The organism is Geothrix oryzisoli (assembly GCF_022808865.1).
In the GTDB taxonomy this organism is placed as follows: domain Bacteria; phylum Acidobacteriota; class Holophagae; order Holophagales; family Holophagaceae; genus Geothrix; species Geothrix oryzisoli.
The window spans coordinates 508,864-530,181 of record NZ_JAKZLB010000002.1 but is presented as its reverse complement, the minus strand read 5'-3'; the positions used below and the strand labels follow the sequence as shown (position 1 = coordinate 530,181).

Sequence of the window (21,318 nt, the reverse complement as noted above, 5' to 3'; positions counted from 1 at the left end):
ACAGGCAACCCTCGCTGGCGCACCTTGCGGCGGGACATGGGTTCCCGGGAGATCGGGCCCCACACCATTCGCCCCCGGAAGAGGGGGCCCTCTCCGTATCGACGGGCGAGGGCCCCGGCCACAGATGGGAACAACCCTACGCACAATTGCTTAGAGCGCATGACCTGCCGGGCGCACTCCCCCCTCAGCCCCTCAGATCAGGCCGGCTTTCAGGGCGACCCGCACCAGGGAGGTGGAATTGTGCAGCCCCAGCTTCTCGAGGATGTGGCTCCGATGCACATCCACGGTGCGATGGCTGATCCCCAGCCGGAGTCCGATCTCCTTCGAGGAGTTTCCCCGCCCGATGAGGCCGAGGACCTCCTGCTCCCGGGGCGTGAGCCTGGCTTCGAGCAACTGCATCAGGGCAGCGGCCTCGGGCACGGGGGCCTCGGCTTGCCGCCGGGCCACTGCCTCGGCCATCAGGCGATTCTCCTCCAGCCGCTGACCGTAGGTCCGCAGGGACTCCACGATCACCTCCTGGAGCGTGAGGACATTCACCGGCTTCGTCAGGAACCGGAAGACCTGCCCCTGGTTGACGGCCTGGATCGCGGTGGGGAGGTCCGCCTGGCCCGTCAGCATGATCCGGACCGTATCCGGAGAGGCCTCGCGGAGCTTCTTCAGGAGCTCGATCCCGCTCATGCCGGGCATCTGGTAGTCCACCATCGCCACGGCGGGCGGAGGGAGACCTGCCAGGATCGCCAGGGCCTCCCGTCCCGAGGAGGCGGTGCGGACCTGGTGGTGCTGGGAGAAGACCCGCCGGACGCTCTTCAGCAGGAGCAGGTCGTCGTCCACCAAGAGGATCCACGTGGAGTCCGGGGCATCCTGGCGTCCTCCGGTGGGAGGTGGGGGATCCTCGTGAAACAACGGAGTGGCTCCTTCTTTCGGTCGACTATATCCACATGCGACGGTTGATTTCGGCGAAAAGCGCCAGGCGCCGGTGAGATCGCGGACCAAGGCGCTGAGGGCCCGATCCCGGACCAAGCCCGTGGACCTGACGGGGGCGGCTTCAGGCCGGAGGCCGCCCCCGGACGGCGCTGGAATCCAGGGCCCACTGCATCACCGCCGTCGAATTCCTGATCAGGCCCACCAGGTTCCAGATCTGGACGCGCTGGAAGGCCCCCCGGAACAGCTCATCCCAGGCCCAGGGCTTGGCCCCCGGGTCATCCTCGATCCGGAGCGCCGAGGACATGAGGTGCTCCTGCTCCTCTTCCAGCATGGAGAGGAGCTCCCGGCTGGCCGCTTCGATCCGCGCCAGCGCGTAGGTGATCAGATCCGGCCCCTCGGGATCGGCCTGCACCTCCGGATCCATCGAGGGAACATAGAAGCCGATCAGGAACCGGGCCGGAGGGCTCTGCGGGTCCCCCACCGGCACGATGGTGAAACAGCCGATGCGGGTGTCCTCCTCCACAGTCCGGAAGGGCATGAAGAACTCGCCCGGCCAGGATCCGCGCTCCCCTTCCCGGAGACTCCGTTCGAACACGCCTTCGATCGCCCCTTCATTCGCGAATCCACCGAACATGAGGCGACACCACGCCCGCAGATCGGCCACCCCTTCGAAGGCGTGACCGGTCAAATGGGCGGCCTCCTGGTTGAAGCCCAGCAGCCGCCCGTCTCCACGGAATTCCAGTATGGCCAGATGCCTTGTATCGACCATGCTGGGCGCCTCCCGCACAAATGCTTCGCCACCGGCCCACCCACAGGGGCGGACGTCCCGCCTGTCCAGGCTAGGTGACCCGACCCCACCGTCTCCATACGCTCGATCACGTACCCGCGCCCGCAGGTGGACAGAGCTACCGCTTGCGCAGCACCCACCCCAATCCCACGGGCCCGGCCACGGTGGTGAGCAGGAGGGCGCCGATGATGCCGGCCTGGACATCGGGAGCCAGCAGGGGCACGCCGTTCAGCTGGAGCTGGGCGCCCGCGGCGACGAAGATGAGGCCCACCTCGCCCCGGGGCACCATGCCCCAGCCCACCACGGCAGCACGGGTGCCCCGGCCTCCGGCATAGCCCGCCACGAACTTGCCGGCCACGCCCAGCGCGGCCAGCAGGGCGGCGAAGCCCAGCGTGGCGGGCTGGAAGAGGGCGGTCGGATCCACCTTCGCGCCCATGAGCACGAAGAACAGCGGCGACAGCACCGTCACCAGGGGGTGCACCAGCTCCTCCAGCGTGTGCCGCTCACGGCGTTCGAGATCCTCGATGTGGGCGGGTTCGAGGATGAGGCCGGCCGCATAGGCGCCGACGATGGAGGCCAGCCCCGCGAGGCTGCCCAGCCAGGCCAGCAAAAAGGCGAAGCCGAGGCCCAGCGGGAGCAGCACCTGCTCGCCCCGGAAGCGGCTGGCGAGCCGGAAGAGGCGCGGGGTGGCAAGACGGCCCAGGGTCAGCGCCGCCGCAAGGAAACCCAGGGCCAGGAGGAGGGTCCGCGCCAGCTCGGGCCCCAGGGACCCACCCTGCGCCGCACCCACCAGGCCCGAGACGGCGACCAGCACCAGCAGGCCCAGCACGTCATCCACCACGGCCGCGCCCACGATGATGCGGCCCTCCATGGAATCCGCGGCTCCCTTCTCCCGCAGCACCTGGGCGGAGATGCCGATGCTGGTGGCGCAGAGGCAGGCGCCGATGAAGAGATCCAGCACGAAGGGCGTTCTCCCGGGCAGCAGGAGCCAGGCCCCCGCAAGGCCCGCCGCCATGGGCACGGCCACACCGACGAGGGCCACGCGCAGCGAGGCCGCCCCCACCTTCAGCATCTGCGGCACCGTGGATTCCAGGCCCACGGCGAACATGAGCACCACCACACCCAGGCCGCCGAGCAGCTCCGCCGCGGGGGAAGCCGCCACATCCGGCAGCAGGGGCCAGGCCCGGTGGAGGGCCGTCAGCGCCAGGCCCACGGCCAGTTCCCCGGTGACGGCGGGCAGCTTCAGGCGCACCGCCAGCTCACCGCCGACCTTGGCCGAGAGCCACAGCAGGGCCAGCAGCATCAAGGTGCCAGCCAGGGGGTCGTGGACCAGGAAGGCCAGGTGCATGGAAGCCTCGGGACGCCGCGGGTGCGACCTTCATTCAAGCATCCCCGGCCCGGCGGCGTCCTGGACAACGCGGAGGCGCGAGGCGCACACTGCCCCATGGCCATCGAGATCGAGACGGAATCTGGCGGCGATCCCGCTCCCCCTTCTACGCCTTCTCCCCTGACCCTGCCCTCACGGATGCGCAGCCTCCGGGTCCTGGCGGAGACGCGCCGGCTCGCCCTGGCGGTGCTCCCCCTGGGCGCGAGCATCGGCCTCGTGGCGGCCCTGGCGCTGACGGGCATCGAAAGATTCGAGGCGCTGCTCCAGGGTCAGGGCGTCCGGACCTGGGCCATGGTGGCCACGCCGCTGCTCGCGCTGCTGCTCACGGGCCTCTGGCTCCGGTTCTCCGGCTTGGGCGAGGTCTCGCTGACGAAGGATCTGGCCCAGGCCCGACACCATCCCCTGGCCACCTTCCGGCTCCTCCCCAGCCTGGGGAAGGCCGTGGCTTGCACCCTCACCATCGGCCTCGGCGGCAGCGCCGGGGTGGAAGGTCCCGCCCGCTGGCTCGGCGCCGCCGTGGGCGCGCAGTTCCACCAGCTCTTCCGCCGGCTGGCCCGACGCTTCCCCTGGGCCCGGCGCCTGCTAGCCCAGCCCGGCGTCATCGTGATGGCCGGCTCCGCGGCGGCCCTGGCCGCCGTGTTCCGCGCGCCGATCTCCGGTGCCCTGCTGGCGACGGAATACGAGGGCGACCTCAGCGCTGACCGCCTGGCGCCCTCGCTGGCGGCCTCGGCCTCCGGCTTCCTGGCCTTCATCGCCCTCCGCGGCACGACGCCCCTCCTGGGCGCCCAGCACTCGTACCACCTGATGGCCCGGGAGATCTTCTGGGCCCTGCCCCTGGGCCTGGGCTGCGCAGTGGCCGCCTCCTTCTACCGGCGCCTGCTCCGGTTCGGGCGCCACCACCTCGGGCGGCTGCCCCTACCGGTCCGCGGCGGCCTGGCGGGCCTGGGCCTGCTGCTGCTGGCCCTGCCCGGCGCCTGGCTCTGGCCGGGCCTGCCCGTCACCCAGGGCGGCGGCATCGAGCTGGTGGAGCACCTGCTGCGCGGCGGTACGCCGTCCTCCCAGGCCCTGGCCTTCCTCGCCCTGAAGCTCGCGGCCACCTCCCTCACCTTCGCCGGGGGCGGCGTGGGCGGCACCTGGCTGCCGTCCGTCACCATGGGGGCGGCCCTGGGCGCGGCCTTTGAAGCCTGGGCGGGCCTGGGCCAGCCGGGCCTCTTCGTCCTCGTGGGCACCAGCGCCTTCACGGGGGCGGTCCACCGCAGCCTCCTCACGCCGGTGGTCTTCCTGGCGGAGACCACCGGCCAGGCGGCGCTGGTGGTGCCGGCCCTGGTGGCCACCGTGGCCGCCTACCAGGCCACCGGCTCCGAATAGGGATCAGGCCTCCGCCGTCCCGGTCTCGTCCGTCTGCTTCAGCCAGGGCAGGTGGTGGACCTGGATCCGTCCGTCGAAGCTCACGTGCAGGCCGTCCTGGGCTGCATCCTGGTGGTTGAGCACCGAGCCCCGGGCCCGGGTCTGGTCCAGGATGGCCAGGTCGATATCGCCCACCAGCACCATCTCGGAGTTCGCGGCCGCCTCGGTGGCGATGCCGTCCATGGGGAAGGGGAAATCCGAGGGCGTGTAGACGCCGCTCTGGGCGTACTGGGCGGTCAGGTCCGTGATCAGGGGCAGGCTGCCCACCATGCCCGCGGTGACCACGTAGATCTGGTTCTCCACGGCCCGGGCCCGGGCGCAGGTGGTGACGCGGCTGTAGCCGCGCCGATCGTCCGTCAGGTAGGGGACCACCAGGAGCTGGACGCCCTGCTCGGCCTGCACCCGGGCCACTTCCGGGAACTGCACGTCGTAGCAGATCGACACACCCATCCGGCCGAAATCCGTGTCGATGATGTGGATCTCCTGGCCCGGCTCGAAGTGCCAGACGCTCCGCTCCGTGGGGGTGAGGTGGAGCTTGGGCTGGTGCACGGGCCCGTGGCCCGGCACGAAGATGGAGGCCACGTTCTGCAGCTTCCCGTCCACGAAGCGCGGATGGGTGCCCGCCACGATGATGCGGTCGTACTTCCGGGACAGGTGGAGGAACAGGCCCTCGTAGTCGACCGTGAATCGCTCCGCCAGTTCCCGCATCGCTTCCGGCGGCGGGAAGCCGGGCCGTAGGCAGCTGAGCAGCTGGACCGCCAGCAGCTCGGGGAACACGATGACATCGGCGTCGTAGTCATCGCCGACGTCCACGTAGTTCTCCACCTGGGCGGCGAAGGCGGCGAAGTCCGCCACAGGGCGCAGGGCGTACTGGATGCCGCAGACGCGCACCGGGCGGGACAGGAACGGGGTGGGAGCCTTGAAGCGCATGCCGTCTTCTCCTCAGAACTCCATGACGATGAGGGCCGCGTGCCCCAGGGTCTCCGGATCCGGAGCATAGTCCCGGAGCACCCCCCGGACCTGGAAGCCTACGCGGATCTGCTTGGAAAGGGTGGGATCAAAGATCCGACCGGCCACCACGGCCTCCAGGTAGGCCTCGGGACTCATCTCGTGGGCCACGAGGTGGTAGCCCGGGATCCGCGCCCCGGCCACGAAGGCGCGGCAGCCCAGGCGCCGGGCCAGGTCGATGCGCCCCTGGTAGAGGAGCCGCCCGATGCCCCGGTCCTGCCAGGCGGGATCCACGGCGATGTTCACCCCGTAGAGGGTGTCCCCCTCGGGGTCGTGGGTGGACAGGCTGCCGCGCCCCGTGATCACGGACCAGGTGTGGGGGGCCAGGGCCGCGGCCAGGGGCACCCGCTGGGCCGTGGAGGTTCCGATGAGGCGGTCGCCCACCTCGACCACCATCTGGCCCTCGGGGAACCGCTCCAGGTGCTTCAGGAGGTTCTCGGCGGACCACACTGCCTCCGGGCCGTGGGGAGGCGGGTAGACCCGGACCATCAGGTTCCGGATCCCGGGCACGTCTTCCGGACGCCGGAGGCGGCGCAGCACGGGGGTGGATGGGCCGAGGTCGTCCATGGCGCTCCCGGGAGAGCCATCCCAGGTTAACCCACGCCGCCAGCCTGTCCGTTCGGGCTAGCCTGGGGCATGCTTTGGACCGACCTCGCCGCCTGGACCGCCACCTCCCTGCTCCTGGCGGGCCTGGTCCTCCTGCGCCGCCACTGGGCGCGCCTGCCCTCGCTGGAATCGGATCCCCCGCTGCCCGCCGATCCGCCTTCCGTATGCCTCTGCATCCCCGTCCGGGACGAGGCCCTCGAGCTGCCCGCGGCCATCGATTCCTGGCTGGCCCAGGACTATCCCGCTCTGCGCGTCGTCGTGGTGGATGACGGCTCCACGGACGGCAGTACGGAGATCCTGCGGGCCCGGGAGGCCGCCTGGCCCGGCCGCCTCCGCGTGCTCCGCAACGACGCCCTGCCGCCCGGCTGGCTGGGAAAGAACCACGCCCTGGACCTGGCCTCCCGCCAGCCCGAAGCGCAGGCGGCCGAATGGCTGCTCTTCGCCGATGGCGATGTGCAGGCCTCGCCGAGCCTACTGCGGCGCGCCGTGGCCTTCGCCCTGGCCCGGCCCACGGACATCCTGGCGCTGATCCCCGGCGTGGATGCCGTGGGCCCGGCGGAGCGGGTGGTGCTGCCCCTGGCGGCCTCGGCCTTCCAGGTGCTGGTGCCGCCCCACCAGGTGCCCAATCCCCGCCACCCGGCCTTCTGCGGTGTGGGCGCGTTCACCTTGGTCCGGCGCTCGGCCTACGCGGCCACCGGCGGCCACGCGGCGGCGCCCCTGGAGGCCATCGATGACATGCTGCTGGCCTGGCGCATGAAGCGGGCCGGCTTCGTGAACCGGGTGGCCCGGGGCGGACCGGACCTGCACCTGCGGATGTACCACGGCCTGGGCGAGCTGGTGCGGGCCATGCGGAAGAACGCCGCCGCCATGCCCGCCTGGGGCCTCCTGCCCCTGCTGCTCCCACCGGTGGCCCTGGCCGCGCTGGCCCCCCTCTGGCTGCCCTTCGCGGGCCACCCGGGACTGGCGCTGATCCTCTGGCTGCTGGTGCCCGCCCTGGCGGGGGACGTGCAGCAGCGCATGACCGGCCGACCCATGGACCTGCTCTGGGCCCTCTGGCCCCTGAATGCCCTGGTCTTCGCTGCGGGCACCGCCTGGGCCTTCGCCGACCGGCTCCGGGGGGTGAACCACTGGCGCGGACGGGACGTCAAGCTGCGCTAGGCTGGTGGACCCGGCCCTCGCCGGCGGCTGAAAAGATTTTCTTGTTTTTTTCGCTTTTTGAATCCATTCTGGAAAGCACCCCTTCCGGAGGACCCCATGGCCGCAGCCGAGCAAGATGACCGCCTGAAAGCCCTGTCCCGCACCGTGGCCGACATCGAGCGGGCCTTCGGCAAGGGCTCGATCATGAAGCTGGGCGACCGCATGAGCCCCTCGGAGGGCATCGAGGTCATCAGCACCGGCTCCATCGCCCTGGATGCCGCCCTGGGCGTGGGCGGCGTGCCCAAGGGCCGCGTCGTGGAGGTCTACGGGCCGGAAGCCAGCGGCAAGACCACCCTGGCCCTGCACATGGTGGCCCAGGCCCAGAAGAAGGGCGGCCTGGCCGCCTACATCGACGCCGAGCACGCCCTCGACCCCGAATATGCCCAGAAGCTGGGCGTGGACGTGGCCAACCTCTTCATCAGCCAGCCCGACAGCGGCGAGCAGGCCCTGGAGATCTGTGACCAGCTGGTGCGCAGCGGCGCCCTGGACATCATCGTGGTGGACTCCGTAGCCGCCCTGGTGCCCAAGGCCGAGATCGACGGCGAGATGGGTGACAGCCACGTGGGCCTCCAGGCCCGCCTCATGAGCCAGGCCCTCCGCAAGATGACCGGCACCATCAGCAAGACCCACACCTGCGTCGTCTTCATCAACCAGATCCGCATGAAGATCGGCGTGATGTTCGGCAACCCCGAGACCACCACGGGCGGCAACGCGCTCAAGTTCTACGCCTCGGTCCGCCTCGACGTCCGCAGCATCCAGAGCATCAAGGGCAACACCGGCGACCCCCTGGTGGCCGCCAAGGACGAGGACTCCTCCGTGGTCGGCAAGAAGACCAAGGTGAAGGTCGTCAAGAACAAGGTCGCCCCGCCCCTCAAGGTCGCCACCTTCGACATCATGTACGGCGAGGGCATCAGCCGCACCAGCGAGCTGGTGGAGCTGGGCACCCAGCTGGAGATCATCCAGAAGAGCGGCTCCTGGTACAGCTACAAGGACAGCCGCCTGGGCCAGGGCGCCGAGAACGTGAAGAAGCTCTTCACCGACAACCCGGAACTGGCGGACGAGGTGGAAGGCCTCATCCGCGAGCGCCTCGGCATGAAGGTGGCCGCCGAGGTCTAGTCGACATCCAGCTGCGCGCCCTTGGAAGGGGTCGGCAGACGGCGGTGGTCCCCAAAGGCCACCGCCGTTTTTTGGGTCCGGACCTACCCAGCGAAACCGGGAAGCTAGTCCTGGTCCTGCACACCCAACCCGGCCCCCTGCAGGTGCCGCGGCAGGGGCGTGGCGCCCTGGGCGCTGAAGGGCGCGCCGGCCGGAGCGGCGGGCTTCGGGGCCGCGGGCCGGGTGCCCGGCTGGGCCTGGAGGGCCTTCATCTGCTCCGCCGTGGCGAAGGGCTCCAGGCGGGAGATCTGCTCGGCCGTGGGGAAGCCCTCATAGCGGACGCGCCTGGGCCCCCAGATGTCCACGGCAGTCCCGCGAACCTCGTGCATGCGGGGCAGGGACTGGCGCCAGTAGATCCCCAGGGGCTCGCCATCCGGACGGGCGAAGCCGATGAGGTCGGCCTCCGGGAGCAGGGTCGGGGCCCCGTCGGTCCAGCTGGCCATGGTGAGCGGCTTGCCCTGGCCGGTCTTCAGCAGGAGAACCGGAGCCGGACGCCCCAGGCCGGGATCCAGGTCCTTCTCCTGGTTCCGGAGGGCCTCCAGGAAGTCCATGTTCTTCAGCTCCCGCTGGGGCGCCGACATGGGGTGCGGCTCCTGGAGGCGGGCGGTCACGAGCTTGTCGCCGATGCGCTCCAGCACGGCCAGCTGAAGGGCCGGGGCGCCCGCCTGGATGACGCGGCCCACCTCCTCCATGAGCTTGGGCAGGAGGATCTGGGGCGCCGCCAGCAGGGTGTCGGCCGACGGAATGGCGATGAAGGGGTGCTGGTCCTTGAAGAGGCCGTGCCAGACCTCCGGCAGCAGCAACCGGGCCGCGTCGGCCCCATCGCGCCAGGGACCGCGGTAGATGCCCGAGGGCAGCCGCAGGAAGGCGCCCTCGCTCCGCTGGCGCAGGTGGTCCAGGGCCAGGTCCAGCACATCGTCGGCTGGCTGGTCCCAGAGCCGCAGCCAGGCGGCGGGCATCACCACGGCGCCCACTCGGATGCGCTGGCTCAGGCCGTCGATGAAGCCTCGGCTCCAGCGGCCCTCGCGCTCGGCCTGCCAGGCCGGCACCAGCTCGGGCAGCAGGTGATCCTGGGCGTCGATCCAGGGTTCCGGCAGGGGCAGGCCCAGGCGGTGGACTTCGGCCACGGCGTCCGCCCAGGCCTCGCGCTCCTCGGCCTTGCGGTGGGCCTCGAAGGCGGGCCGCAGGGCCTCCAGCCCCGGCATCGACGGCACGCCCCGGGCCTCGAGCAGGGCTTCCAGCCCAGGCAGGGGCGCCTCATCGGCACGGGAACGGAAACGATCGAAAAAGCCCATGTTCTGAAGTCCAATCAAACAATCCATTCTGACGCATTAAATGAAATTATGCTTGAGGAATGGAGCCTCTCGACACCCTGGGCCGCCCCCTCAAGGCGCTGCGCATTTCGGTCACCGACCGCTGCAACTTCCGCTGCACCTACTGCATGCCCAAGGAAGTCTTCGGACCGGACTACACCTTCCTCCCCCGGGAGGCCCTGCTCAGCTTCGAGGAGATCACCCGGCTGACGCGGATCTTCACCGGCCTCGGGGTGGCCAAGGTCCGCCTCACCGGCGGCGAACCCCTCATGCGCCGCGAGCTGCCCACCCTGGTGCGGATGCTTGCCGGGGTGTCCGGTCTGGAGGACCTGGCCCTCACCACCAACGGGGCCCTCCTGCCCGACCTGGCGCCCGCGCTGAAGGCCGCCGGCCTGCGGCGGCTCACCGTGAGCCTCGACACCCTCCGCCCCGAGCGCTTTCGGGCCATCAGCGACACGGACCTGCCCCTCGCCCGCGTGCTCGCGGGGGTGGAGGCCGCCCGCGCCGCCGGATTCGGCCCCATCAAGCTCAACTGTGTCCTCAAGCGCGGCCTCAACGACGACGAGATCTTGGACCTCGCCGCCTTCGCCCGCGAGGGCGGCTACACCCTGCGCTTCATCGAGTTCATGGACGTGGGCACTACCAATGGCTGGCAGATGGAGGCCGTGCTCCCCGCGGCCCAGGTGCGCCGGATGATCGATGCCCGCTGGCCCATCGAGCCCCTGGAGTCCGGAGATGGCGCCGTGGCCCGGACCTGGCGCTACCGGGACGGCAAGGGTGAGATCGGCCTCATCGCCTCCGTCACGGCCCCCTTCTGCCGGGGGTGCGACCGGGCCCGCCTGTCCGCCGAAGGCCGCCTCTACACCTGCCTCTTCGCGGGCCAGAGCCTGGACCTGAAGAACTTCCTCCGGGGCGGCCACAGCGACGCCGACCTCGCCTCCCTGCTCGCCTTCCACTGGAAGCGCCGGGAGGACCACTACTCCGAGATCCGGCACGGCGCCACCCCGAACCTGCCCAGGGTGGAGATGTCGCGCATCGGGGGGTAGGCCCCCAGACGATCACCCGGCGGCTCCCCGCCGCCGCCTGTTCCTGCCGGCGCGTCAGGCCCGCCGCATCATCTGGGCGATGAGGAACGCCATCTCCAGGCTCTGGCTGCGGTTGAGGCGGGGGTCGCAGCCGCTGCGGTAGGCGCGCTCCAGGTCGGCCTCGATGAGGCCTTCGACCCCACCGGTGCATTCGGTGACGGGCTCGCCGGTGAGCTCGAAGTGGACGGCGCGCAACCTCGAGCCGTGGGCGCGGTGGAGGTCGGCCACCTCCTGCAGCTCCTGCAGGATGTCGCCGAAGGCCCGGGTCTTGAGCCCGCCCTTGGTCGTGCGCCCGTTGCCGTGCATGGGGTCGCAGCTCCACAGCACGGGATGGCCCTCGGCCCGGGCGGCTTCGATGAGCGCCGGGAGGACCCGCCCGGCCTTGCCGGCACCGAAGCGGGTGATGAGGGTGAGGCGTCCCGGCTGGCGCTGGGGATCCAGTTTGGACAGGACCTGCCGCAGCTGCTCCGGGGTCATGGAAGCGCCCACCTTCAGGCCGATGGGGTTGGCCAGGCCGCGGATGTACTCCAGGTGGGCGCCGTCCAGCTGGCGGGTGCGCTCGCCGATCCAGAGGAAGTGGGCGCCCAGGTTGTAGTGGGCCTCCTTCTCAGGCACCCAGCGGGTCAGGGCCGTCTCGAAGGGCAGGTGCAGGGCCTCGTGGCTGGTGAACAGCTCGCCGGTGCGGAGGTGCTCGGGCAGGCCGCCCAGGCACTTCACGAAGTCGAGGGAGGCCCGCACCTGGTCCAGCGTCTCCAGGTAGTGGCCCGCGTCCTCGCGGCTCCAGGGCAGGTCCCAATGCTCGGGGTTGTGCAGGTCCGCGAAGCCGCCATCCACCAGGGCCCGCAGGTGGTTGAGGGTGGCCGCGGCGCGGTGGTAGGCCCCCAGCAGGCGCTGGGGGTCCGGCTCGCGCTGATCCACGGCCACGCCATTGATGAGGTCGCCGCGGTAGACCGGCACCTCGCGGCCGTCCACCACCTCGGTGTCGCTGCTGCGGGGCTTGGCGTACTGACCCGCGATGCGGCCCAGGTGGACGACGCCCGTGCGGCCCCCGTGGGTGATGAGCACGGACATCTGAAGCAGCACCCGGAGCTTGTCCTGGATGATCGGGCCGCGGCAATCCGCGAAGGCCTCGGCACAGTCGCCGCCCTGGAGGAGGAAGCGGCGGCCCGCGGCGGCCTCGGCCACCAGGCTGCGCAGGTGGTCCACCTCCTCGGCCACCACCAGGGGCGGCAGCTCCCGCAGCTCCGCCAGGACGGTCGCCACGGCCGCGGCGTCGCGGTAGCGCGGCTGCTGGGCCGCGGGCAGGCCGCGCCAGGAATCGGGTGTCCAGGCCATCCCCGTCATCGCGCCACCTCCATCGCCCGCGGATAGCTGCCCAGCACCTTGAGCGAGGCGCAGGCCGCCTGGAGTTCCACCAGGGCCTCGGCCATGGGGGCGTCGGCGGCGTGGCCCTCCACATCCAGGAAGAAGGCGTACTCCCAGAGCTTGCGTCGGGTCGGCCGGCTCTGGATGCGGCTGAGGTTCAGGCCGCGGCGGGCCAGCGGCTCCAGCAGGCGCAGCAGGGCGCCGGGGCCGTCCTGGGCCAGGGCCAGCAGGGTGGTGCGGTCGCGGCCCGTGGGCTCGGCGGACTTGGGCCCCAGCACCAGGAAGCGCGTGGCGTTGGCGGCCAGGTCCTGGATCTTGGTCTCGGCCACCTGCAGGCCGAAGAGGTCCGCGGCCAACTCCGAAGCCACGGCGGCGCCCTCGGCGTCCTCCCGGGCCAGGCGGGCGGCTTCTGACGTGGAAGGCGCCTCGATACGGTCCGCCCCGGGCAGGTGCGCCTCCAGCCAGCGGCGGCACTGGCCCAGGGCCTGGGGGTGGGAGTAGACCCGCCGCACGCCGCCCAGCGCCAGGCCGGGGCGCAGCAGCAGGGCCTGGTCCACGGGCAGCAGGATCTCGGCGCAGATGGCCAGGGGGCTGTCCAGGAAGGCATCGAGCGTGGAGTCCACGGCCCCCTCCGTGGCGTTCTCCACGGGGACCACGCCGTAGTCGGCGCGCTGGCGCTCCACGGCCTGGAACACGGCCTGGATGGTGCCCTGGGGCAGGGCCTGGCCGGAGCCGCCGAACTGGTGCCGGGCCGCCAGGTGGGTGAAGGTGCCTTCGGGCCCCAGGAAGGCCACCCGCAGCGGCTTCTCCAGGCTGAGGCAGGCGCTCATGATCTCCTGGAAGACCGTGCGCACGGCCGCCGCAGGGAAGGGTCCGGCGCTGGCGGCCTCCAGGCGGGCGAGCACCTCGCGCTCCCGGGCCGGAGCGTGGAAGAGCGCCTCGGGCGCGGCGGCCGCCTTGAGGCGGCCCACCTCGGAAGCCAGGGCCGCCCGGCGGTTCAGCAGGGCCAGCACCTGGTCGTCCACGGCGTCGATGGCCTGGCGCAGGCTGGGGAGGGACGGGAGCTCGGTCATGGGGACTCCTGGAATGCGAAAACCCCCGAGCCTGACGGTCTCGGGGGCGATGGTTCGAAGCGGTTCCGGTTCTAGACGCCGCCTACCCTCGCACCCGGGGTGCGAAAGCTAAAGAAGAAGGAGCAGGACAGGGTCATCACGGTCTAGACACCTTGACGGAAAGCGCCTGGAACCGCAAGGGGTTCAAGCTCCGAGGTGCGCCAACACCTCGGCGAGGCAGGCGGTCCAGACCTCGTCGGGGGTCTCGTCCAGGAAGAACTCCACGGCATGGCCGGCGGGCCGGGCCTCGGGGTGGAGGGACCAGGCCTCGAAGAGGGCATCCAGGGGCGCGGCGTCCAGGGGGTTGTGGCGGAACTTGTGGGACTTCCGGGTGCGGTCCGGCTCCGGCCCCCGCAGGCAGACGCCCTCCCGGCGCGTGGCCACGAAGGTGAAGGCCTGCACCCACTTGCCATCCATGAACTGGTTGAAGTGGAGGAAGGCGCCGTGGTGGCTGCGGGCATAGTCCAGGACCCGGTGCTTCCCGTTCCACTTGGCCACCCACAGGGTCAGCAGGGCCGCCAGGCGGGCCCGTTCGGACGCGTGCTTCAGGCAGCTCTGGGCATAGGGCAGGAATTCGTCGAGCAGGTCCACAGGGAAGCCTCCGGGGCCTCCACCCTACCGCAGGCCGGGAAGGCCCGGGCCGCCCTTCCGGCATGAACACCGCTACCATGAGGGGCCCCCCACCCCTGACTCCGATGCTCCCCGCCCCGTCTCTGACTGCCCCGGAACGGCCCCTGCGATGGCGGGTCCGGCGGCTGGCCGCGCTCCTGATGGCATCGCTCGGGTTGCTGTTCCTGGCCTGGGGGCTGACCCACCCGGGGGCGCCCGGACAGCCTCGGCCCGGGTTCCCGCCGCTGGGCGGCGCGGCGCTCGGCTTTCCCCTGGCCATCCTGCTCTGGCCGCGGGCGGGTGGTCGGAACGCGGGCCTCAGTCCCGCCCCGGCCTCCCGGTCCGTCGCGCCGAGGACCGTCCTGGTGGTGGATGACGAGCCCATCCTCCGGGACCTGGCCCGCATCGCCCTCGAACGGGGCGGCTTCCGCGTCCTCGAGGCCCGGGATGGCCAGGAGGCCGTGGAGCTGTTCCAGGCCGGGCAGGAAACCGTGGACCTGATCCTGCTGGACCTGACCATGCCCCGCATGGACGGCGCCGAGGCCTTCCGGCAGATCCGCAGCCTCGCCCCGGAGGTCCGGGTGCTGGTCACCAGCGGATACACCCAGGCGGAGTCCCTCGACCTGCTGGCGGACCTGCCCCCGGACGGTTTCCTCCAGAAACCCTTCCGGGTGCAGCAGCTATTGGACCGGGCCCAGGGGATCCTCGCGGCCGAGGGCTGATATTTTACAACCAAATAATCCACGCAGAATGTTCAATACCCCAGCTAAGTCCTTGTGATTCAAGCCTCCTGTGGCATGAGTCACAACTGTCCCCGATTAGGTTTTTAGACACAGAAATACCAAGACTCTCATCGCATGCTGAACGGATCTGGAGGCGTCCATGTCCGACCCGGCCCATCAGCTGATCACCGCCGAGAACCTGCCCGCGCCGAACTGGCATGCCACCCACCAGGAGGCCCAGGAACGACTGACCCGCATGGCCGAGGCCCTGGGCTCCGGGGACTGGAAGGCCGTGGACCTGGGCGCCAAGTGGATCTTCGAAGTGCTGAAGCCCCACAACGAAGCGGAAGAGCGGGAACTGTTCCCGCTGTTGGAGGAGATCGGGGCCGAGGCCCTGCTCCAGCGCCTCCAGGAGGATCACCGCCAGATGTGGGATCTGAACCTGCAGTTGCTGTCGGAAATCAGCGAGGGCCAGGTCCGCGCCCCGCGTTCCCTCACCCTGCTGGGCCAGCGCCTGGTGGACCTGATCCGCGACCACATCGAGACGGAAGAGCAGCTGATGCTGCCCCTCCTCAAGGGCAAGTCGCTGTACTGGTCCGAGGACGAGACCCAGGACGGCTACCTCATCCTCGAGAAGAAGCTCATCGCCCCCGAGACCTGGTCCTTCATCGTCCAGGCGCCCCAGGTGGCCCGCGGCCGCAAGCCCGGCCAGTTCTTCATGGTGGCCCCCTTCCCCGAGAGCGAGCGCATCCCGCTCACCCTGGCCGGTGGCGACGCGAAGAAGGGCTACATCCACTTCATCATGCAGGAAGTCGGCGCCACCACGAAGGCCATGGGCCGACTCAGCGCCGGGGACCGCCTCTACGCCGTGGCCGGCCCCATGGGCACCCCGACGGAACTCGTGGAGGAGGGCACCATCGTCCTGATGGCCGGCGGCTACGGTTCCGCCGCCATCCTGCCCGCCGCCGAGGAGCTCCACGCCCAGGGCCGCCGGGTCATCACCATCCTGGGCGGCCGCAGCAAGGAGCGCGTGCTCCTGGCCGACGAGCTGGGCGCCGCCTCCGCCGAGCTGATCGTCACCACCGATGACGGCACCCTGGGCCGCCAGGGCCTGGTGACCGACGCCCTCAAGGACATCATCGCCCGCGAGCCGGTCGCCCAGGTGGTGGCCGTGGGCCCCCTGCCGATGATGCGGGCCGTCTCGGACCTGACGAAGCCCCACGGCATCTTCACCCTCGTGAGCCTCAACGCCCTCATGGTGGACGGCACCGGCATGTGCGGCGGCTGCCGCGTCAGCGTGGGCGGCGAGACCAAGTTCGCCTGCTTCGACGGCCCCGACTTCGACGGCCACAAGGTGGACTTCAACATGCTCCGCATGCGCCAGGACTGGTACAAGGCGGAGGAGCACGACGCCTGCGATCCCTCCGAGTGCAAGATCGGCCGCGTGGCCGCCGCCGGCCCCGTGGACTACTCCAAGTATCTGAACGAGCCCGTGACCGAACTGGACTGGCAGAACCTCGACCTGCGCGGCATCAAGCCCAGCCAGAAGATGAAGATCCCCCGCCAGGAGATGGCCTGCCAGCCGCCGGAACTCCGCGTGTGCAACTTCGACGAGGTCAGCCTGGGCCTCTCGCCCGAGCAGGCGAAGCTCGAAGCCGCCCGCTGCATCATGTGCAAGCACCCCGCCTGCATCGAGGGCTGCCCGGTGAGCATCAACATCCCGGCCTTCCTCCAGCAGATCGTCAACGAGGATCCTCAGGCCGCCGCGCGCGTCATCAAGGAAAGCTCCTCCCTCGGCTCGGTCTGTGGCCGGGTCTGCCCGCAGGAGAAGCAGTGCGAGATCAAGTGCGTCGTGGGCATCAAGGGCCTGCCCGTCTCCATCGGCCGCCTGGAGCGCTTTGCCAGCGACAGCATGCTGGGCTCCGGTGAGCTGCCCCCCGTCGAACCCGCCACCGGCAAGAAGGTGGCCGTCATCGGCGCGGGCCCCGCGGGCCTCACGGTGGCCGGCGAGCTCATCAAGAAGGGCCACCGCGTCACGGTCTACGACGCCCTCCACAAGCCGGGCGGCGTGATGCTCTACGGCATCCCCGAGTTCCGCCTGCCCAACAAGATCGTGGATCAGGAGGTGGAGACGCTCCGCCGCCTGGGCGTGAAGTTCGTCATGAACACCCTCGTGGGCCGCAGCATGACCCTCGATGATCTCCGCCGGGACCACGATGCCATCTTCATGGGCACCGGCGCCGGCCTGCCCAAGATGATGGGCATCCCCGGCGAGGAGTACAAGGGCGTCTACACCGCCAACGAGTTCCTCACCCGCATCAACCTCATGCGCGCCGACCTCTTCCCGGAGTACGGCACGCCGGTGACCGTCGGGAAGCACGTGATCATCGTGGGCGCGGGCAACACCGCCATGGACGCCTCTCGCGCCGCCCGCCGCATGGGCGCTGAGCATGTGACGGTGGTCTACCGCCGCACGGTGAAGGAATCCACGGCCCGCAAGGAGGAGCTGGAACACGCCCAGGAAGAGGGCGTGGAGTTCAAGTTCCTGACCACACCCGTGCAGCTCCACGGCAACGACAAGGGCTGGATGACCCACGCCGAGTGCGCCGTCATGGAACTGGGCGAGCCCGGCCCCGACGGCCGCCGCAGCCCCAAGATGACGGACGAGCGCATCATGATCCCCTGCGACACCCTGGTGGTGGCCCTGGGCTTCGATGTGAACCCGCTCATCGCCCAGACCGACAAGGGCCTCAAGACCCTCAAGGGCGGAGTTGTTGTGGTTGACAACGAAACCGGCGAGACCTCCCTCCCGGGCGTCTTCGCCGGCGGCGATGTCATCACGGGCGGCGCCACGGTCATCCTGGCCATGGGCCAGGGCCGCCGGGCCGCCGCGGCCATCCACCGCCGGCTCGTCGGGGAGCCCCAGGCTGCGGTCTGACCACCGGACCGGGTTGTGATGAATATTGACCCGTCCATCAGATATGATGGGCGTGCTGTGTTGCCTGATCTGAAATTCCATTACCTGTCCTGAGATCTATCCTCGGATGCGCCCCGCGTACCACCCCCGGAAGGAGCGAGCTATGAGCCAGCGCGTAATGAAGACCCTGGATGGGAACGAGGCCACCGCCTCGGTCGCCCACCGCCTCAGCGAAGTCATCGCCATCTATCCCATCACGCCCTCTTCGAACATGGGCGAGTGGGCGGACGAGTGGAGCTCCCAGGGCAAGACCAACGTCTGGAAGACCATCCCCTCGGTGATCGAGATGCAGTCCGAAGGCGGCGCCGCCGGTGCCGTCCACGGTGCCCTCCAGGCCGGCAGCCTCACGACGACCTTCACGGCGTCCCAGGGTCTGCTGCTGATGATCCCGAACATGTACAAGATCGCCGGCGAGCTGACGCCCTTCTGCATGCATGTCACCGCCCGCACGCTGGCTGCCCACGCCCTGAGCATCTTCGGCGACCACTCGGACGTGATGGCCTGCCGCCAGACCGGCTTCGCCATGCTCAGCTCCGAGAGCGTGCAGCAGGCCCACGACTTCGCCGCCATCTGCCACTCGGCCACCCTGCGCAGCCGGGTGCCCATCCTGCACTTCTTCGACGGCTTCCGCACCAGCCACGAGGTCGCCAAGATCGAGATCCTCAACGACGAGGACCTCCGCCACATGGTGCCCGACGAGCTGGTGGCCAACTTCCGCAAGATGGCCCTGACGCCGGACGCCCCGATGATCCGCGGCACCGCGCAGAACCCCGACACCTTCTTCCAGGCCCGCGAAGCCTGCACCCCCTACTACAAGGCCTTCCCGGCCATCGTGCAGCAGGAGATGGACCGCTTCGGTGCGCTGACCGGCCGCAACTACCGCCTCTACGACTACTACGGCCACCCCGAGGCCGAGCGCGTGATCGTCATCATGGGCTCCGGCTGCGATGTCAGCCACGAGTACGTCGAGTGGGCCATGAAGCAGGGCGAGAAGGTCGGCGTCCTGAAGGTCCGCCTCTTCAGGCCCTTCGCCATCGAAGAGTTCGTCCGCGCCCTGCCCGCCACGGTGAAGAAGCTCGCCGTCATGGACCGCTGCAAGGAGCCCGGCGCCCCTGCCGACCCCATGCACCTGGACGTGATCGCCGCCCTGCGCGAGGGCCGCGAGGAGGGCCACACCAAGCTCGATCCCATCGTCGTGGGCGGCCGCTACGGCCTCTCCTCCAAGGAATTCACGCCCGCCATGGTCAAGGGCATCTTCGAGAACCTGGCCAAGGACACTCCGAAGAACCACTTCACCGTCGGCATCGTGGACGATGTCAGCCACTCCTCGCTGACCTACGACGCCAGCTTCGACGTCGAGCCCAGCGACGTGACCCGCGCCCTCTTCTACGGCCTGGGCGCCGATGGCACGGTGGGCGCCAACAAGAACTCCATCAAGATCATCGCCGAGGAGACGCCCAACTACGGCCAGGGCTACTTTGTCTACGACTCCAAGAAGTCCGGCGCCATCACCATCAGCCACCTGCGCTTCGGGCCCCGCCCCATCAAGAGCGCCTACCTGGTGACCAAGGCCAACTTCATCGCCTGCCACCAGACCAGCTTCCTCGACAAATACGAGATGCTGGAGACCGCCGTCGAGGGCGCCACGTTCCTGCTGAACACGCCCCACAACGCCGAAACGGTCTGGGAGACCCTGCCCGTCGAAGTCCAGGCGGCCATCGTCGAGAAGCACCTCAAGCTCTACGTGATCGACGCCTACGAGGTCGCCAAGAACACCGGCATGGGTGTGCGCATCAACACCATCATGCAGACCTGCTTCTTCGCCATCTCCGGGGTGCTGCCCCGCGAGGAGGCCATCGAGCAGATCAAGAAGGCCATCAAGAAGACCTACGGCAAGAAGGGCGACGCCATCGTCCAGAAGAACTACGTGGCTGTGGACGAGACCCTGGCCCATCTCCACAAGGTGACCGTCCCCACCACCGTCACCGCCACCCGCAAGCGTCCGCCGATGGTGGCCGACGAGGCTCCGGATTTCGTCAAGCGCGTCACCGCCGTGATGATGGAGGGCAAGGGCGACCTGCTGCCCGTGAGCGCCTTCCCCGTGGACGGCACCTGGCCCGTGGGCACCACCAAGTGGGAGAAGCGCAACATCGCGCTGGAGATCCCCGAGTGGGACGCCTCCATCTGCATCCAGTGCAACAAGTGCGCGATGGCCTGCCCCCACGCCGCCATCCGCGCCAAGGTCTACGATCCCTCCGAGCTGGCCGGCGCCCCCGCCACCTTCAAGGGCGTGGACTACAAGGGCCCCGAATACAAGGGCCAGAAGTACACCATCCAGGTCGCTCCTGAGGACTGCACGGGCTGCACGCTGTGCGTGGAGATCTGCCCCGCGAAGGACAAGAGCAATCCGAAGCACAAGGCCATCGACATGGTGGCCCAGGCCCCGCTCCGCGAAGCCGAGGCCGCCAACTTCAAGTTCTTCCTCGACCTGCCCGAGGCCGACCGCACCACGGTCAAGCTGGACGTGAAGGGCTCGCAGTTCCTCGAGCCGCTCTTCGAGTTCTCCGGCGCCTGTTCCGGCTGCGGCGAGACGCCCTATCTCAAGCTGCTCACCCAGCTCTTCGGCGACCGCACCCTGATCGCCAACGCCACGGGCTGCTCCAGCATCTACGGCGGCAACCTGCCCACCACGCCCTACACCGTCAACAAGGACGGCCGCGGCCCCGCCTGGGCCAACAGCCTCTTCGAGGACAACGCGGAATTCGGCCTGGGCATGCGCCTCTCGGTGGACAAGCACCAGGAGTTCGCCCTGGAACTGATGCACCGCCTGGCTGCCAAGCTCGGCGACGAGCTCATCACCGGCATCGCCACCGCCGACCAGTCGACGGAAGCCGGCATCAAGGCCCAGCGCGAACGGGTGGAGAGCCTCAAGCAGAAGCTGGCGGGTGCCAAGGAGCCCGAGGCCAAGATGCTCCACGACCTGGCCGACTACCTGGTCAACAAGAGCGTCTGGATCGTGGGCGGCGACGGCTGGGCCTATGACATCGGCTACGGCGGCCTCGACCACGTCCTCGCCTCCGGCCGCAACGTGAACGTCCTGGTGCTCGACACCGAGGTCTACTCCAACACCGGCGGCCAGGCCTCCAAGTCCACGCCCATGGGCGCCGGCGCCAAGTTCGCCATGGCCGGCAAGGCCATGCCCAAGAAGGACCTGGGCATGATCGCCATGTCCTACGGCGGCATCTACGTGGCCAAGGTCGCCTTCGGCTTCCGCGACGCGCAGACGGTGAAGGCCTTCCAGGAAGCCGAGTCCTACCACGGCCCCAGCCTCATCCTGGCCTACAGCCACTGCATCGCCCACGGCTACGATCTGGCCCACGGCGCCGATCAGCAGAAGCTGGCGGTGGACTCCGGGCACTGGCCGCTGTTCCGCTTCGACCCCCGCCGCCTGGGGAAGGGCGAGGCGCCGCTGCAGATGGATTCCGGCGCCCCCAAGGTCCCCATGCTCCAGTACGTCCGCAATGAGACCCGCTACCGCATGATCGAGCAGCAGAACCCCGAGCACTTCCAGAAGCTCATGGCTCAGGCCCAGCTCGACACCACCAACCGCTACTCCGTCTACGAACAGCTCGCGAAGCTGTCCGTCACGGCCAAGGAAAGCTGA

Annotated in this window: 16 protein-coding genes; 7 read left to right on the top strand and 9 right to left on the bottom strand. The window is 69.8% G+C overall.

Features of this window, described 5'->3' with window-relative positions:
* Positions 1 to 192 precede the first annotated feature (192 nt).
* The 3 genes from MLE43_RS07110 to MLE43_RS07100 all read right to left on the bottom strand — a co-directional run bounded on the left by MLE43_RS07110 (position 193) and on the right by MLE43_RS07100 (position 3,059).
* Entirely contained in the window at positions 193 to 831 is a 639-nt protein-coding gene (locus MLE43_RS07110) for a response regulator transcription factor (RefSeq protein WP_243302850.1), read from the bottom strand.
* Between the two features lie 214 nt (positions 832 to 1,045).
* A complete protein-coding gene (locus MLE43_RS07105; protein WP_243302848.1) occupies positions 1,046 to 1,693 on the bottom strand; it encodes a hypothetical protein in 648 nt (215 codons plus the stop codon).
* Positions 1,694 to 1,829: 136 nt separating this feature from the next.
* Positions 1,830 to 3,059, bottom strand: coding sequence for a cation:proton antiporter (locus MLE43_RS07100; RefSeq protein WP_243302847.1), 1,230 nt, complete (start codon positions 3,057 to 3,059; stop codon positions 1,830 to 1,832).
* Between the two features lie 21 nt (positions 3,060 to 3,080).
* On the opposite strand from MLE43_RS07100, the gene MLE43_RS07095 reads away from it, so the two are divergent.
* On the top strand, positions 3,081 to 4,466 hold the full coding sequence (locus MLE43_RS07095) for a chloride channel protein (protein WP_243302846.1): 1,386 nt from the start codon (positions 3,081 to 3,083) through the stop codon (positions 4,464 to 4,466).
* A gap of 3 nt (positions 4,467 to 4,469) precedes the next feature.
* Here the strand turns inward: MLE43_RS07095 and MLE43_RS07090 are convergent, their stop codons facing one another.
* The gene (locus MLE43_RS07090; RefSeq protein WP_243302845.1) at positions 4,470 to 5,435 is read right to left on the bottom strand and encodes a carbon-nitrogen hydrolase family protein; all 966 of its coding nucleotides are present in this window, start codon (positions 5,433 to 5,435) and stop codon (positions 4,470 to 4,472) included.
* A 12-nt stretch (positions 5,436 to 5,447) separates the two neighbouring features.
* A complete protein-coding gene (locus tag MLE43_RS07085) occupies positions 5,448 to 6,080 on the bottom strand; it encodes a GNAT family N-acetyltransferase (RefSeq protein ID WP_243302844.1) in 633 nt (210 codons plus the stop codon).
* A 69-nt stretch (positions 6,081 to 6,149) separates the two neighbouring features.
* Between MLE43_RS07085 and MLE43_RS07080 the strand changes: the two genes are divergently transcribed.
* Both MLE43_RS07080 and recA read left to right on the top strand, forming a co-directional pair.
* Positions 6,150 to 7,277, top strand: a complete 1,128-nt coding sequence (locus MLE43_RS07080; RefSeq protein ID WP_243302843.1) for a glycosyltransferase family 2 protein — start codon at positions 6,150 to 6,152, stop codon at positions 7,275 to 7,277.
* Positions 7,278 to 7,373: 96 nt separating this feature from the next.
* A complete protein-coding gene (gene recA, locus MLE43_RS07075; protein ID WP_243302841.1) occupies positions 7,374 to 8,432 on the top strand; it encodes a recombinase RecA in 1,059 nt (352 codons plus the stop codon).
* 104 nt (positions 8,433 to 8,536) lie between these two features.
* Here recA and MLE43_RS07070 read toward each other — a convergent pair whose 3' ends face one another.
* Positions 8,537 to 9,766 carry a DUF1444 domain-containing protein gene (locus tag MLE43_RS07070; RefSeq protein WP_243302838.1) on the bottom strand — a complete coding sequence of 410 codons (1,230 nt, stop codon included), beginning with the start codon at positions 9,764 to 9,766 and terminating at the stop codon, positions 8,537 to 8,539.
* 59 nt (positions 9,767 to 9,825) lie between these two features.
* On the opposite strand from MLE43_RS07070, the gene moaA reads away from it, so the two are divergent.
* Complete coding sequence (gene moaA, locus MLE43_RS07065) at positions 9,826 to 10,830, top strand: GTP 3',8-cyclase MoaA (RefSeq protein ID WP_243302836.1); 1,005 nt, start codon at positions 9,826 to 9,828, stop codon at positions 10,828 to 10,830.
* A gap of 54 nt (positions 10,831 to 10,884) precedes the next feature.
* Here the strand turns inward: moaA and MLE43_RS07060 are convergent, their stop codons facing one another.
* The 3 genes from MLE43_RS07060 to MLE43_RS07050 form a co-directional block, all read right to left on the bottom strand.
* Positions 10,885 to 12,213 carry a 3-deoxy-7-phosphoheptulonate synthase class II gene (locus MLE43_RS07060; RefSeq protein WP_243302835.1) on the bottom strand — a complete coding sequence of 443 codons (1,329 nt, stop codon included), beginning with the start codon at positions 12,211 to 12,213 and terminating at the stop codon, positions 10,885 to 10,887.
* Complete coding sequence (gene pheA, locus MLE43_RS07055) at positions 12,210 to 13,307, bottom strand: prephenate dehydratase (RefSeq protein WP_243302833.1); 1,098 nt, start codon at positions 13,305 to 13,307, stop codon at positions 12,210 to 12,212. Before pheA ends, MLE43_RS07060 begins: the two co-directional genes overlap by 4 nt.
* Before the next feature lie 183 nt (positions 13,308 to 13,490).
* Positions 13,491 to 13,937, bottom strand: coding sequence for a hypothetical protein (locus tag MLE43_RS07050; protein ID WP_243302829.1), 447 nt, complete (start codon positions 13,935 to 13,937; stop codon positions 13,491 to 13,493).
* 179 nt (positions 13,938 to 14,116) lie between these two features.
* Between MLE43_RS07050 and MLE43_RS07045 the strand changes: the two genes are divergently transcribed.
* The 3 genes from MLE43_RS07045 (at position 14,117) to nifJ (ending at position 21,318) form a co-directional block, all read left to right on the top strand.
* On the top strand, positions 14,117 to 14,677 hold the full coding sequence (locus MLE43_RS07045; protein WP_243302828.1) for a response regulator: 561 nt from the start codon (positions 14,117 to 14,119) through the stop codon (positions 14,675 to 14,677).
* A gap of 160 nt (positions 14,678 to 14,837) precedes the next feature.
* Complete coding sequence (gene gltA / locus MLE43_RS07040; protein ID WP_243302827.1) at positions 14,838 to 17,615, top strand: NADPH-dependent glutamate synthase; 2,778 nt, start codon at positions 14,838 to 14,840, stop codon at positions 17,613 to 17,615.
* A gap of 142 nt (positions 17,616 to 17,757) precedes the next feature.
* Positions 17,758 to 21,318, top strand: coding sequence for a pyruvate:ferredoxin (flavodoxin) oxidoreductase (gene nifJ, locus MLE43_RS07035; protein WP_243302826.1), 3,561 nt, complete (start codon positions 17,758 to 17,760; stop codon positions 21,316 to 21,318).

Excerpts from the sequence above, each read along its gene's own strand:
- MLE43_RS07045 (WP_243302828.1), top strand. The coding sequence starts at position 14,117 with ATGGCATCGCTCGGGTTGCTGTTCCTGGCCTGGGGGCTGACCCACCCG.
- recA (WP_243302841.1), top strand. The coding sequence starts at position 7,374 with ATGGCCGCAGCCGAGCAAGATGACCGCCTGAAAGCCCTGTCCCGCACC.
- MLE43_RS07080 (WP_243302843.1), top strand. The coding sequence starts at position 6,150 with ATGCTTTGGACCGACCTCGCCGCCTGGACCGCCACCTCCCTGCTCCTG.
- MLE43_RS07105 (WP_243302848.1), bottom strand. The coding sequence starts at position 1,693 with ATGGTCGATACAAGGCATCTGGCCATACTGGAATTCCGTGGAGACGGG.
- MLE43_RS07090 (WP_243302845.1), bottom strand. The coding sequence starts at position 5,435 with ATGCGCTTCAAGGCTCCCACCCCGTTCCTGTCCCGCCCGGTGCGCGTC.
- MLE43_RS07070 (WP_243302838.1), bottom strand. The coding sequence starts at position 9,766 with ATGGGCTTTTTCGATCGTTTCCGTTCCCGTGCCGATGAGGCGCCCCTG.
- MLE43_RS07085 (WP_243302844.1), bottom strand. The coding sequence starts at position 6,080 with ATGGACGACCTCGGCCCATCCACCCCCGTGCTGCGCCGCCTCCGGCGT.
- MLE43_RS07100 (WP_243302847.1), bottom strand. The coding sequence starts at position 3,059 with ATGCACCTGGCCTTCCTGGTCCACGACCCCCTGGCTGGCACCTTGATG.
- gltA (WP_243302827.1), top strand. The coding sequence starts at position 14,838 with ATGTCCGACCCGGCCCATCAGCTGATCACCGCCGAGAACCTGCCCGCG.
- MLE43_RS07060 (WP_243302835.1), bottom strand. The coding sequence starts at position 12,213 with ATGACGGGGATGGCCTGGACACCCGATTCCTGGCGCGGCCTGCCCGCG.
- pheA (WP_243302833.1), bottom strand. The coding sequence starts at position 13,307 with ATGACCGAGCTCCCGTCCCTCCCCAGCCTGCGCCAGGCCATCGACGCC.
- nifJ (WP_243302826.1), top strand. The coding sequence starts at position 17,758 with ATGAGCCAGCGCGTAATGAAGACCCTGGATGGGAACGAGGCCACCGCC.
- moaA (WP_243302836.1), top strand. The coding sequence starts at position 9,826 with ATGGAGCCTCTCGACACCCTGGGCCGCCCCCTCAAGGCGCTGCGCATT.